This window comes from Ferribacterium limneticum (assembly GCF_020510565.1).
Classification (GTDB): domain Bacteria; phylum Pseudomonadota; class Gammaproteobacteria; order Burkholderiales; family Rhodocyclaceae; genus Azonexus; species Azonexus limneticus_B.
In genome coordinates this window covers 1240044-1256807 of record NZ_CP075189.1, presented here as the reverse complement: position 1 = coordinate 1256807, position 16764 = coordinate 1240044, and the positions used below count along the sequence as shown (strand labels likewise).

20 protein-coding genes are annotated in these 16764 nt (G+C 58.2%); 11 read left to right on the top strand and 9 right to left on the bottom strand.

What is annotated here, in order from left to right:
* Window positions 1-138: 138 nt before the first annotated feature.
* The 4 genes from KI610_RS06115 (at window position 139) to KI610_RS06100 (ending at window position 2784) form a co-directional block, all read left to right on the top strand.
* Window positions 139-459 carry a helix-turn-helix domain-containing protein gene (locus tag KI610_RS06115; protein ID WP_226497774.1) on the top strand — a complete coding sequence of 107 codons (321 nt, stop codon included), beginning with the start codon at window positions 139-141 and terminating at the stop codon, window positions 457-459.
* Complete coding sequence (locus KI610_RS06110; RefSeq protein WP_226497773.1) at window positions 459-1313, top strand: ImmA/IrrE family metallo-endopeptidase; 855 nt, start codon at window positions 459-461, stop codon at window positions 1311-1313. Before KI610_RS06115 ends, KI610_RS06110 begins: the two co-directional genes overlap by 1 nt.
* Before the next feature lie 306 nt (window positions 1314-1619).
* A complete protein-coding gene (locus KI610_RS06105) occupies window positions 1620-2279 on the top strand; it encodes a hypothetical protein (protein ID WP_226497772.1) in 660 nt (219 codons plus the stop codon).
* A 10-nt stretch (window positions 2280-2289) separates the two neighbouring features.
* On the top strand, window positions 2290-2784 hold the full coding sequence (locus tag KI610_RS06100; RefSeq protein ID WP_226497771.1) for a hypothetical protein: 495 nt from the start codon (window positions 2290-2292) through the stop codon (window positions 2782-2784).
* Window positions 2785-2986: 202 nt separating this feature from the next.
* Here KI610_RS06100 and KI610_RS06095 read toward each other — a convergent pair whose 3' ends face one another.
* The 3 genes from KI610_RS06095 to KI610_RS06085 all read right to left on the bottom strand — a co-directional run bounded on the left by KI610_RS06095 (window position 2987) and on the right by KI610_RS06085 (window position 5602).
* The gene (locus KI610_RS06095) at window positions 2987-3922 is read right to left on the bottom strand and encodes a CysB family HTH-type transcriptional regulator (RefSeq protein ID WP_226497770.1); all 936 of its coding nucleotides are present in this window, start codon (window positions 3920-3922) and stop codon (window positions 2987-2989) included.
* Between the two features lie 22 nt (window positions 3923-3944).
* A complete protein-coding gene (locus KI610_RS06090; protein WP_226497769.1) occupies window positions 3945-5015 on the bottom strand; it encodes a sulfate/molybdate ABC transporter ATP-binding protein in 1071 nt (356 codons plus the stop codon).
* Window positions 5016-5188: 173 nt separating this feature from the next.
* On the bottom strand, window positions 5189-5602 hold the full coding sequence (locus KI610_RS06085) for a hypothetical protein (protein WP_226497768.1): 414 nt from the start codon (window positions 5600-5602) through the stop codon (window positions 5189-5191).
* 254 nt (window positions 5603-5856) lie between these two features.
* Here KI610_RS06085 and KI610_RS06080 point away from each other — a divergent pair, with 254 nt between their 5' ends.
* The 7 genes from KI610_RS06080 (at window position 5857) to KI610_RS06050 (ending at window position 10891) form a co-directional block, all read left to right on the top strand.
* Window positions 5857-6156, top strand: coding sequence for a c-type cytochrome (locus KI610_RS06080; protein WP_226497767.1), 300 nt, complete (start codon window positions 5857-5859; stop codon window positions 6154-6156).
* A gap of 12 nt (window positions 6157-6168) precedes the next feature.
* A complete protein-coding gene (locus KI610_RS06075) occupies window positions 6169-7470 on the top strand; it encodes an NAD(P)/FAD-dependent oxidoreductase (protein WP_226497766.1) in 1302 nt (433 codons plus the stop codon).
* A gap of 75 nt (window positions 7471-7545) precedes the next feature.
* On the top strand, window positions 7546-8103 hold the full coding sequence (locus tag KI610_RS06070; RefSeq protein ID WP_226497765.1) for a hypothetical protein: 558 nt from the start codon (window positions 7546-7548) through the stop codon (window positions 8101-8103).
* Between the two features lie 183 nt (window positions 8104-8286).
* On the top strand, window positions 8287-8817 hold the full coding sequence (locus tag KI610_RS06065) for a phasin family protein (protein ID WP_226497764.1): 531 nt from the start codon (window positions 8287-8289) through the stop codon (window positions 8815-8817).
* A 166-nt stretch (window positions 8818-8983) separates the two neighbouring features.
* Window positions 8984-9505, top strand: a complete 522-nt coding sequence (locus tag KI610_RS06060) for an RBBP9/YdeN family alpha/beta hydrolase (RefSeq protein WP_226497763.1) — start codon at window positions 8984-8986, stop codon at window positions 9503-9505.
* Between the two features lie 95 nt (window positions 9506-9600).
* A complete protein-coding gene (locus tag KI610_RS06055; protein WP_226497762.1) occupies window positions 9601-10596 on the top strand; it encodes a sulfate ABC transporter substrate-binding protein in 996 nt (331 codons plus the stop codon).
* A 1-nt stretch (window position 10597) separates the two neighbouring features.
* On the top strand, window positions 10598-10891 hold the full coding sequence (locus KI610_RS06050) for an ArsR/SmtB family transcription factor (RefSeq protein WP_226497761.1): 294 nt from the start codon (window positions 10598-10600) through the stop codon (window positions 10889-10891).
* A gap of 131 nt (window positions 10892-11022) precedes the next feature.
* On the opposite strand, the gene KI610_RS06045 is transcribed toward KI610_RS06050, so the two are convergent.
* The 6 genes from KI610_RS06045 to cysK all read right to left on the bottom strand — a co-directional run bounded on the left by KI610_RS06045 (window position 11023) and on the right by cysK (window position 16751).
* Window positions 11023-11526, bottom strand: a complete 504-nt coding sequence (locus KI610_RS06045) for a hypothetical protein (RefSeq protein ID WP_226497760.1) — start codon at window positions 11524-11526, stop codon at window positions 11023-11025.
* A 162-nt stretch (window positions 11527-11688) separates the two neighbouring features.
* On the bottom strand, window positions 11689-13581 hold the full coding sequence (locus tag KI610_RS06040; RefSeq protein WP_264179195.1) for a family 2A encapsulin nanocompartment cargo protein cysteine desulfurase: 1893 nt from the start codon (window positions 13579-13581) through the stop codon (window positions 11689-11691).
* Window positions 13556-14482, bottom strand: a complete 927-nt coding sequence (locus tag KI610_RS06035) for a family 2A encapsulin nanocompartment shell protein (RefSeq protein ID WP_226497758.1) — start codon at window positions 14480-14482, stop codon at window positions 13556-13558. Before KI610_RS06035 ends, KI610_RS06040 begins: the two co-directional genes overlap by 26 nt.
* Window positions 14483-14590: 108 nt before the next feature.
* Window positions 14591-14818, bottom strand: coding sequence for a helix-turn-helix domain-containing protein (locus KI610_RS06030; RefSeq protein ID WP_226497757.1), 228 nt, complete (start codon window positions 14816-14818; stop codon window positions 14591-14593).
* A complete protein-coding gene (gene epsC / locus KI610_RS06025) occupies window positions 14815-15780 on the bottom strand; it encodes a serine O-acetyltransferase EpsC (protein ID WP_226497756.1) in 966 nt (321 codons plus the stop codon). The genes KI610_RS06030 and epsC overlap by 4 nt, the downstream gene beginning before the upstream one ends.
* Complete coding sequence (gene cysK, locus KI610_RS06020) at window positions 15777-16751, bottom strand: cysteine synthase A (protein ID WP_226497755.1); 975 nt, start codon at window positions 16749-16751, stop codon at window positions 15777-15779. Before cysK ends, epsC begins: the two co-directional genes overlap by 4 nt.
* Between the last annotated feature and the right edge of the window lie 13 nt (window positions 16752-16764).

The following is a 16764-nucleotide window of genomic DNA, read 5'->3' as shown; positions in this document are numbered from 1 at the left end:
GAATACCAATATATACTAACTAAATGTTCGGAATAGCGAACTTTTGCCAGATGCTACACCTCTCGAATTGAAAAAGCCATAGAAAAAGTTCGGAATCGTGCTACTATTAAATAAGATGTTGTAAACACGGAGAAAAAAGTGGCAACTCGACTCGGCGAAAAGCTGAAATCACTTCGCAAAGACAAAGGACTGACTCTGGAAAAGCTCGCCGAACTCTCTGGACTCAGCAAAAGCTATATTTGGGAACTTGAAAACAGGGAGTCGCAGCGACCATCGGCCGAGAAGCTAAATGCACTAGGGAAAGTGCTCGGTGTTGACTCGGTTTTCTTCATTGAGGATGACATTCGCGCGCCAGAACAAAGACACCTCGATGCAGCGTTCTATCGCGACTACCAAGATCTGGAAGCCGAAGACAAGGAACGTCTGCGCAAGATAATGGAAACCTTCAAGAAGAGCTGATGAGCGACAATCAGACGCCCCAGAAGGCAGCCAACCGCCTCAGCAAAATTCTGGATGCCATTCCAGCAGAATTCCAAAAACGGTTCCCAGTAGATGTGCCATTGATGGCCATGGAAACGGCCAATATCTTCAAATGGTCGGACCCAATCACGGAAATTGAGGGGGTTGCTATCAAGAAGTTTGACGGCATGCTGTTCCCGAATGAGAGCAAGACGGCCTGGAAGCTGCTTTACAACTCAAAAGTCACCTCGGAAGGCCGTACACGCTTCACTCAAGCTCACGAGCTAGGTCACTACATTCTGCACCGAACAATGCAGAATGAATTCATGTGCACCGAGGAGGATATGCGCAATTGGTCTGCAGACTCAAACAATATCGAAGCCCAAGCCGATCTGTTTGCATCTCACTTACTCATGCCGCTGAACGACTACCGTAAGCAACTCAATGCCGAAGTCGATTTTGACCTGCTCGGGCACTGCGCCGATCGCTATGGTGTCTCTTTGACAGCCGCGACCTTGAGATGGCTTGAGCATACAGACGACAGTGCTGTGCTGGTCGTCTCGAAAGACGGGTATATGGACTGGGCCTGGTCCAGCAATAGAGCCTTCAATGCCGGCGCCTTTTTCAAGACCAGTCAAAGCGCCATCGAAATTCCAAGCGCCTCATTGGCGGCAAATGCGACAGTTACCCATGATCGCCACGGGGTCGAAATGGCCGCGCAAGTTTGGTTTCCTCATGCTGACAAGAACAGCATTCTCAAGGAAATGAAGATCGTCTCTGAGCAATACGACTGTGTCTTTACTATCCTTAAACTACCTCGTTCCGAAAAGGTATGGGGCCCGTGGAAATACTAGGACGAAAGCAAAGCCAAAGAAGCCGGCTAGCACACCCCGTTACTCCAAGACTCCAAAGGCAAAATGGCTGCTCCCTGACTAGATTTGGCCAGTTGGGAGTTTCCGACTACCAGTAGCCGGGCCTGTGCACATAGAATATTAAAATTTAGTATCTACCAACCAATCCCTTTAGCATTTCCTGGAGAAGCCGGTCAATGGCGAACGGTGACGATACAATCGAATGGAGATTCGATGGAGCATTGTGAGCACAACAAATTGGAGCTATCTCTCGACAGATGGCAGGAATGCCACTGGCACCTACACCAGATGGAAGCCAATTATCACGAGCCCGAGCCGTTCCGATATTCGCTGAATTCCTTCATCCGTGCCATCAAGGAGGTGCCGCTAAAGCTTCAAAACGATCTGCAGCTACATCCGGAGGCCAGGGCAAAGATCAAACCGCTGCAGGATACCGTTTTCAAAAACGACTTGTTCAAGATACTTGGGAAACAGCGTGATTTCATCGTTCACCATGGCGCGCTGAACCTAAAAAGTCAGGGCCAAGTCGGAACGACTGAGGGAAGGAAGATCAAACTGTCTTTCCCATTTGCCGTCCGTCCCTGGGAAACGTCAGACGAAGCTTATGAGAGGTACAAAGAAATATGCCGGACAGACAAGTTTCTGCGCGGTCTCGGACCGGATTGTGATTCTGCGCCTGCTCTATGGCGCACGTGGATGATCCCGCAATTTCCCGACAGAGATTTACTTGATGTCGCATTCGAGGCATGGAAGCTGCTCGGCGAACTTCTATCCGGTGCCATTGAGGCATTTGGCGGGGAAAAGCTCGACCTCAGCATGCCATGTAGGCACGATCCCGACCTTGTCCACATCAAACGCTTTAGCCAGAAAGAATATTTCATGAGCGTGGACGGCATCGACATCGAGGCGGAAGAACGGAAATGGCGGGAGCGAAAAGCTAGTGATTGAGAGCGATGCCATGAACCGCGACATTTTCCTTGAGCACCTGACTACGGCGCTCTGTGCTATCACTACCCCCCGTTTCTACGAGACCGAACGGGGATTTCAAGGCGAGCTGCTGGTCAGATTGCAGCGAATTATCCCGGAGGGCTTTTTGCCAGATCAAGCCATAATCGAACAGGAGTACCAGAAACGGCTCCGCGTACACGGGCTCACAATCAGGCCCGATATCATCATTCACGAACCCTTTGACCCGAACAGGCACCTCTCACGCCGGGACGGAAATGTTGCGGTCATTGAACTGAAGCGTGCAGCGACAGTTGAACGCGCCGCCGCTGATATCGAGAGCTTGGTCCAAATGATGGAGATTCTCGACTATCCGCTAGCGATCTTTCTTAATATCGCCTCCGACGTAACCCACGCGGATGTCGTACCGGTCGAGTGGCGGGAGCGGATTATCTGTTTTGCCGTGAGCCTGCGGAATGGTAAGGCTCACGTAGTCAGATCCGGCTGATCTAAATAGGTATCGCTTTTTTGAGGTACTCAAGGTAACAGGTCAGCTTCAGGTAGCAAAGCCGTCGCACTTCTGATCACCACTGAACGTCTTCTTTGGCCGAGCAGCGGAAATTGGGCACCCTCCCCCGCCCTAATTCGTTTGACATTACCCCCGTGTGTTAGGAATACGGTGCAGTCATTCATAGCTCGACTATTCGAAATTATTCAGAACCATTCTGTGGCTTCAAGAGCGCCTTGATCGCCTCTTCTCCGAGATCTGGACAGACCTTCTCAATGAACGCATGGACATAGCTGCGCAAGTACGTACCACGGCGAACGGCAATGCGTGTCGTATTGGCCGGAAACAGATCGGGAACGGGGATGAGCACCAGGTTGCGGTCTTGTTCGGCATCGTAGGCGACCGATGCGACGATACCGACCCCCAGACCCAGATTGACATAGGTCTTGATCACGTCGGCATCGATTGCCGAGAGAACAATATCCGGAACAATGCCCGCATCGGCAAATCCCTTGTCTACGTGTCCGCGCCCGGTAAAACCGTCGTGATAAGTGATGATGGGATAGTCGCCCAATGCTTCGAGCGTCACATTCTCGAGGGCAAGCAGCGGGTGGCCTTCCGGCACGATCACCGCGTGGTGCCATGAATAAAATGGAAACGAGGCCAGTTCGGGAACCTTGTCGAGCGACTCGGTGGCAATGCCCACGTCGGCCTGTCCCGTTTCAACCAGTTCGGCGATTTCACGCGGGCTGCCCTGCAACAAGGTCAGATGGACCTTGGGGTAATCGGCCTTGAACCACTGGATGATCTTCGGTAGCGCGTAGCGTGCCTGGGTATGGGTGGTCGCCACGACGAAATGGCCGGTTTCCCGGCTGGCAAACTGGTCGGCGATACGGCGCAGGTTCTGCGTATCGAGCAGGATGCGCTCGACTACGCTGACCAGTTCCTTGCCCGGCTCGGTCAAGCCGAGCAAACGCTTGCCGCGGCGGATGAAGACTTCGATGCCGAGTTCGTCTTCAAGATCCTTAATGTGCTTGCTGACCCCGGGTTGTGATGTGTAGAGGGCGTTGGCCACCTCGGTCAGGTTGAAATCCTGGCGCACTGTCTCGCGGACGATCCTGAGTTGCTGGAAATTCATTGTTTTCTCCCTGTCGCGGCCGTCAGGCGGCTATTTTTTCGTTGTTCTGGAAAACACGGATGTGGCGTGGCCGCACGGACACTTCGTCGCCTTCACGCAAGCCAAGCGCAGCAAGCGTATCGCGTAGCACTGAAACTTCCAGCAACTCGCCGTTCTGGCGCGTCAGCTCGACCTGGGCCAGCGGACCGATGGCGATGACGCGCAGGATCTTCGCCGGCAGGCCGGTTCCCGGCGCGTTGGCCGGCAGCAGGTCGAATTCGTGCGGCCGGACAAAACCGATGGCCGAATCGGTCGCATTGTGTTCGCTGCCGACGGCCAGCGCGTGCTCGCCAACATGCAGGTGGCCATCCTCAACTCGTCCGTGGAACAGATTGACCGACCCCAGGAAACTCGCGACAAAAGGCGTGGCGGGATGGTCGTAGACCACGTCCGGAGCCCCAATCTGCTCAACCTTGCCCTTGTTCATCAGCACGACGCGGTCGGAGACTTCCAAAGCCTCTTCCTGGTCGTGCGTGACAAAAACGCTGGTCACGTGGATTTCGTCGTGCAACTGGCGCAACCAGCGACGGAGTTCCTTGCGTACCTTTGCATCGAGCGCACCGAACGGCTCGTCCAGCAACAGCACCTTCGGCTCGACGGCCAGGGCTCGCGCCAGGGCGATACGCTGACGTTGGCCACCGGACAGTTGCGATGGAAAGCGATCGGCCAACCAGCCAAGTTGAACAAGATCAAGAAGGCGCGTCACACGCTTGCGGATTTCCGCTTCGTTTGGACGGAACTTGCGCGGCTTGACGCGCAGACCAAAAGCCACGTTATCGAACACCGTCATGTGCCGGAACAGCGCGTAATGCTGGAAGACGAAGCCGACCTCACGTTCGCGGACATGGCGATCCGAAGCGTCGTCCCCTTCGAGCAGGATTTGTCCCTGATCGGCGAACTCCAGGCCGGCGATGATGCGTAGCAACGTCGTTTTGCCGCAACCCGACGGGCCAAGCAAGGCAACCAGTTCGCCGGAAGGAATGTCGATGGATACGTCGTTCAGCGCATGAAAGGCACCGAAGTGCTTGCTGATGTTACGGACGGCGATACTCATTGCGATCTCCAATACATTTTGTCTGTGCCTGCTGCAACGCAGCATCGATGACTCAGTGTATTGAAGCGGCCTTATAAGAAGAAATACTTAATTCTAAAAAGCTAATGCAAATATTGAATAAGCAATTTTTTACGTAGCGCAGGGGCTGCCGAACCTGAGCCGAGCCTGAAGGCTCAAGCCGCGCCCTTGTTCTGAGGAAAATCGTCTGTCTCCTGCTGTACGACGTAGCCATGCGTTCGCAACAAGCGCATCGCCGATTCGATATTGCGGCGCATTCTTTTCGGCAGAGGCGGCTTCGGATGGCCTGAAAACTCAGGTGGCTTCAATTCGAAGCCGTGCAATCCCAACCAGTCGGTGATTGCCGCCAACCCCTTGTTGCCGATGCCTTCCGCCTGCTGCAGGCGACGGTAGCCGAGCGTGGCCACTTCCTCCGGCGTGAATTCATGCCGATCGAAAATCTTCCTGAGCGCGTTGCGCTGCAATGTCGGCAGTTCATTCGCCGCTGAAGGAGCGACGGATACAGATTGCCCGTCGCCCGACGCTTCGGACGCGTTGGTTGCCGGGCAATCACTCATGTCATCGGCCATGGGAGTCGTATGGAATATTCATTTACCGGCAAGCTTAGGGTGACAAACCTTTCAACAGAACGACAAAATTTACATATCGATATGCCCGAGAAAGCGGGCAACGAGAGCCTCCATATCGTTTTGACGTCTTAACTTATGCGAAAAAATTCGTTGGGTTCAGCACTCCGTTCAAGCACATTGCGAACCGTCAAAACTACGGTCTGAAGACCATTGCGGCCCAAACAACAGACTGGCTGCAAGAATCAGGAGCCTTCATGAAAACAGTCCTGCCGCTGGTCGGCTTATTGCTGTGCCCGCTTGCCGGTATCGCGGCCGACGCATCCTCCCCTGCCCGCCCCTATTTCGCCGCCAACTGCTTCAACTGCCATGGCTCCGAAGGCAAGGCAGTGTCGGCCATTCCGACCATCGCCGGGCGCGACAAGGGCTATCTGGAAGAAACCCTGAAAGCCTTCAAGGCCGGCACCAAGCAGGCGACGATCATGACCCAGTTGGCGAAGGGTTATACCGATGAGGAGTTAGCCATCCTCGCCGATTATTTCTCACGTCAACGTTAAGGAAACCAGGCCATGACCCGATTCAATGAAAATCGTCGCCGCCTGATGCAAGGCCTTGGCGTATCAGCAACACTGGCCGGTAGCGGCCTGCTGCCGACGGAAGTATTCGCCGCGCCGAAGAAAAGCAAAACTATCGGCCGCGTCGTCGTCATTGGCGGCGGCTTTGGCGGTGCCACCGCGGCGAAATACCTGCGCAAGTGGAGCAACGGCGCCATCGAAGTGGTGCTCATCGAGCGCAACAAGGAATTCATTTCCTGCCCGACCTCGAATGAAGTCCTGGCCGGCAATCGCGAGTTCTCGTCGATCGTCCATTCGTACGAAGGCCTGAAGAAGAACTGGGGCGTCAAGGTGGTTCATGCCACTGTTACCACGGTCAACTCGGAAAAACGCCGAATTTCAACAGACCATGCCGGCGAGTTTTCCTATGACCGCCTGATCGTTTCGCCGGGCGTCGATTTCCTGTTCGGCGCCGTCGCCGGTTACGACGAAGCGGCCCAGAAGAAAATCCTGCACGCCTGGAAAGCCGGCCCGCAGACCATCGCGCTGCGCCAGCAACTGGTCGACCTGCCAGATGGCGGCGTTTACGTGCAGACCATCCCGAAGGCGCCCTACCGCTGCCCGCCCGGACCGTACGAGCGCGTCAGTCAGATTGCCCATTACTTCAAGACAGAGAAGCCGAAGTCAAAAATCATTGTGCTCGATGCCAATGACCAGATCATTTCCAAGGGCAAGCTGTTCAAGGGCGTCTGGGACGACGATTACGCCGGCATCATTGAATACCGCCCGAACTGGAACGTCACCGAGATCGATGCGGCGACGAAGATTGTGACCAACGAAATCGGCGACAAGGAACGCGGCGACGTCATCAACCTGGTGCCGCCGCAGCACGCCGGCAAGATCGCCCACGACGCCGGCCTGGTCAATGCCAACAAGCGCTGGGTCAATATCGACTGGATCACGCTGGAATCGACGGCCGTCAAGAATATCCACGTCCTCGGCGATGCCACGCTGTCGGCGCCGCTCATGCCGAAATCCGGGCACATGGCCAACCAGCATGGCAAGGCTGCTGCTGCCGCGATTGTCGAAATCCTTTCCGGCCGCGAGCCGCAGCCGACCTTGATGGCCAACACCTGCTACTCGCTGATCGACAACCGACGCGCCATTCACGTCGATTCGGTGCATCGCTACGACCCGGAAAAGAAGACGCCGATCGTCGTTCCCGGCTCGGGCGGCGTATCGACCGCACCATCGGTAGAGGAAGGCCTGTTCACCCGGGCCTGGGCGAACAACATCTGGGCCGACATCCTGACCTGATTCTGACGGATTCGTCCCCTGTAGCCGTGGCACCGGGCCAACCGGAACCACGGCTTTTTTACTTCAAGGAACCCCATGTCCGGCAAAACCTTCGTCGACGCCAATTACCGTTTCATCGCCGCCTACCAGGAGGTCAATGCGCGCATCGTCCAGCGCCAGCAAGCTCTGGCGCTCTTCGTTACGCTGACCGCCACCCTGCTCGCCGGCCTGCTTGCTCTCCATCCGGGCGGCAACGGACGCCAATTGCCGGTCGAGTGGCTGGTCTTCGGTTTTCCGGTAACCAGCCTCTGCCTGGCTTTCCTCAACTACAAGGCGGAACGCGCCATTACCAACCTGCGCTCATTTCTTTCTGCACTGGAAAAACTCGACTCCGCGCACGAACGTCTGCCCAGCTACAACACCGACCCGCGCTGGGCACATGGCGTCAACAAGGTGCGCCGCTTCCACGACATCGCGGCGGCCATCCTGGCCACGGGTGCCAACGGAATTGGCATCGGCGTCGTCCTGCAACTGTACCCGGAGCGCCTGGCCGACAAGCCGTTCGTTCTCTATCTGCTGGTTCTCGGCGCCATCTTGTCCGTACTCGCCCTGCTAATCATCCCGCGCTGGAGTTATCGCCCGCTCGAAGACTGATGCCATCCGCAGGATGGTTCTGTATGTCATATCAGGAAACTCTATTCATCAAAGCTGTGAGCAACAAAAGATATAACAAGAAAGTCCTTCGCAGGCCCAGAGGCAGGAAATATTCTGGCTACTCGCTGCACCGCAGCAATATTCAAAATAGCCTTTCATAACCTTACTGCAAGGAGCTTTCCCATGAGCCTGACCCCTTACCTCGAACAGTTCTCCACATTCCAGGATGCCGCCATCGATGACCTGAATGCCGCCATTGAAGCCTCGCTGAGCGGCGTCGGCAAATTGTCCAGACATCATCTTGACCACCTGCGCAGTCTGCTCTCGGCCAAGGAGCTTTACGACATCAGCCGTATCCAGTCGAACATCGCCCAACCGGTCATTGACCGAAACATCGCTTACTTCCGCGGGCTATACGACATTTCGTCGGAAACCTTGGGTGCCTTCACGGCGCTGGGCGAACAGCAGCAGGATCGCGTCCATGGCTCGATCGGCGCCTTGCTTGATACCTATACCAAGAGCAACAGCCATCACGAAGTCGCCATTGCTGCGGTACGTTCTGCTGTTTCCGCCGCCAATACGGTATTTTCAAACGCCAACAAGGCGGCCCGTCAGGTTGTTGAAATTGCCGATGCCGGCATCAATGCAACGACCTCGGCAACCGTGCGCGCCGCTTCCGCTGCCGTCAATCAGCCACGGAAAAAAGCGGCTTGACCCAAAAGAGGCACGGGGTGTTCTCGCGGGAACACCCCGGTTAAAACGGATAAGCTCATAACAATCACTTCGTTCCCTCTGCAACCTCCCGGAACAAGAATGGCGTTGAAGACCGGGCATATGATTCGTCCGGTATAAACCCAACAACGAAATTCCGGAAGTAGAAATGGCCAAGACCCTTATCGTACCGGGGCTGCGCAACAGCGGCCCAGCCCACTGGCAAACCTGGTTCGAAACCCAGCTGCCCGATACTCATCGCGTCGAGCAGGAAAACTGGGAACGTACTTGTCTTTCGGACTGGGCGGCACGCGTTCGGGATGAAATTGATGCCATCGGCGAAAAAGTGTGGATCGTCGCCCACAGTTTCGGCTGCCTGGCCACCGTCACCGCCGCCTTTGAGCGCCAGGATCGCATACTGGGTGCCTTGCTCGTTGCCCCGGCCGACCCGCACCGCTTCGGCGAACCGACCGCCCTGCTCGAAGAAAAATTGCAGTTCCCCAGTCTGGTTGTCGCCAGCACCAACGATCCCTGGGTCAAGGCCAGCGCCGCTGAATACTGGGCAGGGCAATGGGGAAGCGCGCATCTCAACATCGGTGAAGCTGGCCATATCAACGTCGACTCGGGGCATGGCCCCTGGCCTGAAGGCCTGCGTCTGTTCGAGCGGTTGCGGGCCGACAAAATCGTATAGATGAAAATCTGATAAGCATCGAAGAATTCATTCTTTTTGATTGTTAATCAACTCCCTAAACTGGCCACATCGATCCCCTCTTCCGGAGTTTCCGCATGTTCAAATTTGGCCTTTTTTTCGGGTTGACCGTAGCAATCGGCCTGGGCAGCGCTTTTGGCCAGACGACGCTGCTTAACGTCTCCTATGACCCGACACGCGAGCTGTACAAGGACTTCAACGCCGCCTTCAACAAGCACTGGCAGGAAAAGACTGGTCAGGCCGTGCAAGTCCGCCAGTCGCATGGCGGTTCCGGCAAGCAGGCGCGCTCGGTGGCCGATGGTCTGGAAGCCGATGTCGTGACGCTGGCCCTGGGTTACGACATCGATGCGCTGGCTGAGCGCAAACTGATTCCGGCCGACTGGCAAAAACGCTTCCCGAACAATTCATCGCCCTATACCTCGACCATCGTTTTCCTCGTCCGCAAGGGTAATCCGAAGGCGATCAAGGATTGGGGTGATCTGGCCAAGCCGGGTATCGCTGTCATCACGCCGAATCCGAAGACGTCCGGCGGCGCCCGCTGGAACTATCTGGCGGCCTGGGCCTGGGCATTGAAGCAGCCGGGCGGCAACGAGCAGAAGGCCAAGGAGCTGGTCACCGGCATCTTCAGGAACGTGCCGGTGCTCGACTCCGGTGCCCGAGGTTCGACCACAACCTTTGTCGAACGCGGTATCGGCGACGTGCTGATCGCTTGGGAAAACGAAGCCATCCTGGCGGTCACTGAACTGGGCAAGGACAAGTTCGAGATCGTCGCCCCCAGCCTGTCGATCCTCGCCGAACCGCCGGTGGCCGTGGTCGACAAGGTGGTCGAGAAGCGTGGCACGCGACTGACGGCGCAGGCCTATCTGGATTACTTGTATTCGGAGGAGGGCCAGAACATTGCGGCCCGGCACTACTATCGGCCGAGCAATGCCAAGGTCGCCGCCAAATACGCGGCCAGCTTCCCGAAAATGAAGCTGGTGACCATCGACGACAGCTTTGGCGGCTGGCCGAAAGCGCAGAAAGCGCACTTCGCGGATGGCGGCACTTTCGACCAGATCTACCTGAAGAAATAAGATGGCCAACAACTGGAGCGAAAAGGAAATCGAGCTGACTGCCCACCGCTTCAAGGCGGTCGCTCACCCGATCCGTCTCGGCATCGTCTGCCTGCTCGGGCAAGGCGAGCGGACGGTCGGCGATATCTGCAACGAACTGGGCACCACACAGCCCAATATCTCGCAGCACCTCACCCAGCTCCATAACCAGAACCTGCTCAAATCGCGCAAGGACGCCAACCGCGTTTACTACGCCATCGCTGATCAGCGGCTCAGCGAGATCATTGGGATGTTGCAGGAAATCTACTGCAGCTGAGCGTACTGCCCGTTTATTGGGCAAACGATGTAAATCGTTTCTGCAACAGCGCGTTAGAGCATCAACCCCTCACCTGCCCCCAAGCTTATCCACAGGAAAAGGGGATAAGCCCAGGCTGGCGGGATGCCCGCTTAGTGAGAGATCGGCTTGAAATCCGGATCGGCAAAATAGTGGGCGTATTTTTCCAGTGCGCCGATCACTTTCACGGCACCGTCGATGCGCTTGGCCTTTCTGACCTTGCCGCTCATCTGTTCGGCCCCGTCAAGCAATTCGGCAACGATCAGGTGCAGTTGGGCATCCGCCTCGGGTGCCAGCTTGCAATTGCGGACGATGGTGGCGACCTCTTTCTCGACCAAGCGCGCCAACTTGCCATAGCCGGCAGTCGACAATTTGCCCTCATGGATATCGTGTAGTGAAGCATCGACGGACTGGCGAATATTCGCCATCGATTGCCGCAAGGGCGCATCGGTTTGCCACTTACTCCCGTTATTCAACTGCAGCGTCGCCGGGCTGCTGTGATGGTGCCCGTGGCTATCGTGGGCCGGGGTGGCCGGGGTGGCCGCGCTGAGCGAACCAGCGCTCAGGCCGAGGAGCAGAATCAGCGCACCTGCAGTCGTTACCCGTTTTTTCGTCATGAGCTCTCTCCGTTTTCTGCGTAGTACAACGCAATGGCGGGAGCTTAACGATGGCGCTATCTGCCAACCATGATCCAGAACAAAATTGGCTCCCTATCCTGCCGAAAAGGGACGAAAAAAAAGCCGACGTCTCCGTCGGCATTTTTTGGGGCTGGAAACAGCTTACGCTGCAACCTTGCCCTTGCCCCGCGCCAGACGGCGCACGACGGCCAGCATCCGGTCGATTTCTTCGCAGGTGTTGTAGAACGCCAGCGAAGGACGCACGGTGGCTTCGACGCCGAAGCGACGCAGAATCGGCTGGGCACAATGGTGGCCGGAGCGCACCGCGATGCCTTCCTCGTTCAACGCCTTGCCAACCTCTTCCGTCGTATAACCAGCCAGGACGAAAGAAGCCACGCTCGCCTTGTCCGCCGCCGTGCCGATCAGGCGCACTCCGGGGATCGAGGACAGGCCACGCGTGGCATAGACCAGCAGATCGTGCTCGTAGCGAGCGATGTTCTCGAGGCCGATACGGTCGACATAGTCCAAAGCCGCACCCAGCCCCACAGCGTCGGCGATGTTGCCGGTACCGGCTTCGAATTTGTTCGGCGCCGGCTGGAACAGCGTCTTCTCGAAGGTGACGTCGGCAATCATGTTGCCGCCGCCTTGCCAGGGCGGCATCTGCTCGAGCAGCGCTTTCTTGCCGTAGACCACGCCGATGCCGGTCGGACCGAAGATCTTGTGGCCCGAGAACACGAAGAAATCGGCATCGAGCGCCTGCACATTGACCCGCAGATGGGAAACCGATTGCGCGCCATCGACCAGCACTTTGGCGCCGGCCGCGTGAGCCATGTCGATCACCTGCTTGATCGGCGTCACCGTCCCCAGCGCGTTCGAGACTTGCGTCACCGAAACGAGCTTGGTTTTCGGGTTGAGCAGTTTCTGCAACTCATCGAGCTTGAGCTGGCCGCTGTCGTCGACGGGGATGACGCGAATCTTCGCCCCGGTTTGCTGGGCCAACTGCTGCCACGGCACGATGTTGGCGTGGTGTTCGAGCAGCGAGACAACGATTTCATCGCCTTCGCCGATGTTCTGGACACCCCAGGTCTTGGCGACCAGGTTGATGGCTTCCGTCGCACCACGCACGAAGATGATCTCGTCGGCCGAACCGGCGCCGAGGAAACGCTGCACCTTCTGCCGCGCTGCCTCGTAGGCATCAGTCGCCCGCGCCGCCAGCTCATGCGCCGCCCGGTGAATATTGGAATTCTCGTGGGCGTAGAAGTAAGCGAGGCGGTCAATCACCGACTGCGGCTTTTGTGTCGTCGCAGCGTTGTCGAACCAGACCAGCGGCTTGCCGTTCACCCGTTCGTTGAGGATCGGGAAATCGCGGCGCACGGCATTGACGTCGAAGGCCGGGCGAGCCGTCGGGCCGGTTTCCGGCACCTTGGCCGAATCGAGAAAATAGAAATTGGCCGTTTTTTCCGGTTGACCGTGGGATTTGGGTGCTTGGCGATCAGAGGAGATTTCAGCCAGCAAGGACTTCAACTCGCCTTCGCCGGGCAGGCCGAAAGGCTGCGCGACGACGCGGTTTTCCGGCTTGGCCGGGACACCGCCCGATTGGGTGTAGGGACTGGCCTCACCGAGGAAGTAGTACGGCGAAGTTGACGCAAATACCGGTGGGGAAACCGGCGCCTGATCGGCAAACTGGCTCGGCGGCTGCGGCGGGGTAATCGCTGGCAGCGAGGCAGCATAAGCCTCCGGAACGCCGAACTCGGCACCACCGCTGCCGGCCGGGTCAACCGGGTCCGGCGCGATGGGCACCGGCGCGACGCTCGGGCCGGACTGGATCAGGCTCGGCTCCGGGGCCGGCGCACTGCCTGCGCCTAGCGAAGTCGGCTGGTTGCTAAACCCATCCCCACCCCGGCCCTCCCCTTGAAGGGGAGGGAGAGATTGGCCTGGCAACCGCCGGAAGAATTCCGAGGCAAGCCGTCCAAGCGTGGCCTCGTCAGGGAGTCCTGGCGCCGATGAAGCGCCCAGCCCCTCGACGCCATTACTTGTAGGTGTCGGGATATTCATGGTACTTGCCGATCTCCACATCTTCGAGGACTGCAATCGCATCCGGCACCAGCACGGCCAGGGAGCAATACAGCGAAATAAGGTAGGACGCGATGGCGTTGCGGTTGATGCCCATGAAGCGCACCGACAGGCCCGGGCTTTGTTCGCCGGCCAGACCTGGCTGGAACAGGCCGACGACGCCCTGGCGCTTTTCGCCAACGCGCAACAGGATGATGCTGGTCTTGCCGCCATCAACCGGCAGCTTGTCCGACGGGATCAGGGGAATGCCGCGCCAGGTCAGGAACTGGGCGCCAAACAGGGAAACGGTCGGCGGCGGCACGCCACGCCGGGTGCATTCACGGCCGAAGGCGGCGATGGCCAGCGGGTGGGCCAGGAAGAAGGCCGGCTCTTTCCAGACCTTTGTCAGCAGGTCGTCGAGATCGTCCGGGGTCGGGGCGCCGGTCAGTGTCGAAATGCGCTGTTCGTCGGCCACATTGGCCAACAGGCCGTAATCCGGATTGTTGATCAGCTCTGATTCCTGACGCTCCTTGATGGTTTCGATGGTCAGGCGGAGCTGTTCCTTGATCTGGTCGTGCGGGCTGCTGTACAGATCGGAAATGCGGGTATGCACGTCAAGAATGGTGGTGACGGCGTTGAGGAAGAATTCGCGCGGCTGCTCGTCGTAATCGACGTAGGTCTGCGGCAATTCGGATTCGTCACGCTGCGAGCAAGCGACGCGGACGTCACGCGGATTTTTGACGGTATTCAGGCGGTAGATACCGGCCTCGACCGGCAGCCATTGCAACAGGTGCACCAGCCAACGCGGGCTGATGGTCGACAGTTGTGCCGTGGTCTTGGTCGCATTGGCTAGTTGCCGGGCGGCGACGTCGCTCAGGGCGGTCGCTTCGGGGTGTTGGGCCATGGTGAGCTCTCCTTAGATCAAAAATGAAAATGCTTATAAGAAAATCAGTCGGTCATTGTCGAAAGACGGAGCCCCCGCTTCAACATGCTATAGCCATCAAAAAGGACTTCAGGCCGCGCGTTGCTCGCAGTGGAAGAACAGGCGCGACATGCTGATGCCCAGCGCCCCGGCCAGTTTTCCCGCCGTTTCAAGGGAGGGAATGACCTGCCCTCGCTCAACTTCGCCCAGATAGGAGCGATTGAGGTCGGCTTTTTCCGCCAGCAACTCCTGCGACCAGCCGCGCAGTTCCCGGAAATGCCGAACAGCCCGGCCAAAGCTGTTGATCAGGTCGTTCACTGGACAACCTTCCCGGCACCACCCGTTTCGTGTTGCAAGCTGGCCTGCGAGACGTGGCTGCCGGCCGGCACGCTGCGCGTCAGCCAGACGTTGCCACCGATACTGGAGCCACGACCGATGGTAATGCGCCCAAGAATGGTGGCGCCGGCATAGACCACCACCTCGTCTTCGAGAATCGGATGGCGTGGCGCGCCCTTCTCCAGCGCCCCGCTTTCGTCCTGCGTAAAGCGCTTGGCACCGAGCGTGACGGCCTGATACACGCGAACGTTCCGGCCGATAACGGTCGTTTCGCCGATGACAACACCCGTTCCGTGGTCGATGAAGAAACCGGCACCGATCTGCGCCCCGGGATGAATGTCGATACCGGTGATCGAGTGGGCGATTTCCGAAATAATGCGGGCGACCAGCGGCACGCCCAGCGCGTACAAGGCATGGGCCAGCCGGTAATGGATAACGGCCAGGATACCCGGATAGCAAAGCAGCACTTCATCGACGCTGCGCGCGGCCGGATCACCCGAATAGGCAGCTTCAACATCGGCATCGAGCAAGCCGCGCAAGGCCGGTAGCTGCCGGGCAAAATCCTTGACGATCTCGGCCGCCAGAGCCTCGACATCGTTCTTTTCCTCGCAGGCCAGACGGCGGTTGTAACCCAGTTCAAGCTGAACCTGCTGGAACAGGGCGTTCAGCGCCTTGTCCAGCGTGTGGCCGACGTAGAAATCCTCGCCTTCCTGATGCAGATCGGCCGGCCCGAGGCGCATCGGGAACAGCACCCCGCACAGCGATTCAGCGATTTCCTTGAGTGCCTCGCGGGACGGGAATTCGCGCACGGCGAACTCCAGGCTCCGCTGCTGCGCCGCCCGCCACGCATCGCGAGCTGCATGCAATTCGCTGACGATTTCCTTGACGCCCCAGCCGCCAACCTGCTCGTAGGCCAGGGAGGAGTTGGCGACCGGGTGTCTCATGCGGCCAGCCCGGCTTCGTTGAACAGGCCTTCGAAGAGGATGGAGCTCAGGTAACGCTCGCCGGAATCGGGCAGGATGACGACGATGGTCTTGCCGGCGTTCTCCGGTTTCTCGGCCAGACGCGCTGCCACCGCGACGGCAGCACCGCTGGAAATTCCGGAGATGATGCCCTCTTCCTTGGCCAGGCGACGGGCGTAAAGCACGGCATCCTCATTGGACACCTGCTCGACGGCATCGACCAGCGACAGGTCGAGCACGCCCGGCACGAAACCGGCGCCGATACCCTGAATCTTGTGCGGGCCGGGCTTGATCGGCTCACCGGCGCGGGCCTGGGTCAGCACCGGGCTGGCGGTCGGTTCGACCGCCACCGACTGAATAGCCTTGCCCTTGGTGTTCTTGATGTAGCGCGAAACGCCGGTAATCGTTCCGCCAGTGCCGACACCGGACACCAGGATGTCGATGGCACCATCAGTGTCTTCCCAGATTTCCGGGCCGGTCGTCAGTTCATGGATGGCCGGATTGGCCGGGTTCTTGAACTGCTGCAACAGCACGTACTTGGGGTCGGAAGCTGCGATTTCCTCGGCCTTGGCAATGGCGCCGCCCATCCCCTTGGCGCCTTCGGTCAGCACCAGTTTCGCGCCAAACGCCGTGAGCAGTTTGCGCCGCTCGATACTCATCGTTTCCGGCATGGTCAGGGTCAGCGGAATGCCCTTGGCGGCGGCAACGAAGGCCAGCGCGATACCGGTGTTGCCGGAAGTCGGCTCGACCAGCTCCTTGCCCGGATGGAGCAAGCCACGTTGTTCGGCATCGTTGATCAGCGCCGCACCGATCCGGCACTTGACCGAATAAGCCGGGTTGCGGCCTTCGATCTTGGCAAGCACGGTGGCCTTGGCGCCGTCGATGACGCGATTGAGCTTGATCAGCGGCGTGCGGCCGATCGACTGCGAGTTATCTGCAAACCATTTGGACATGCTGTTTTCTCCC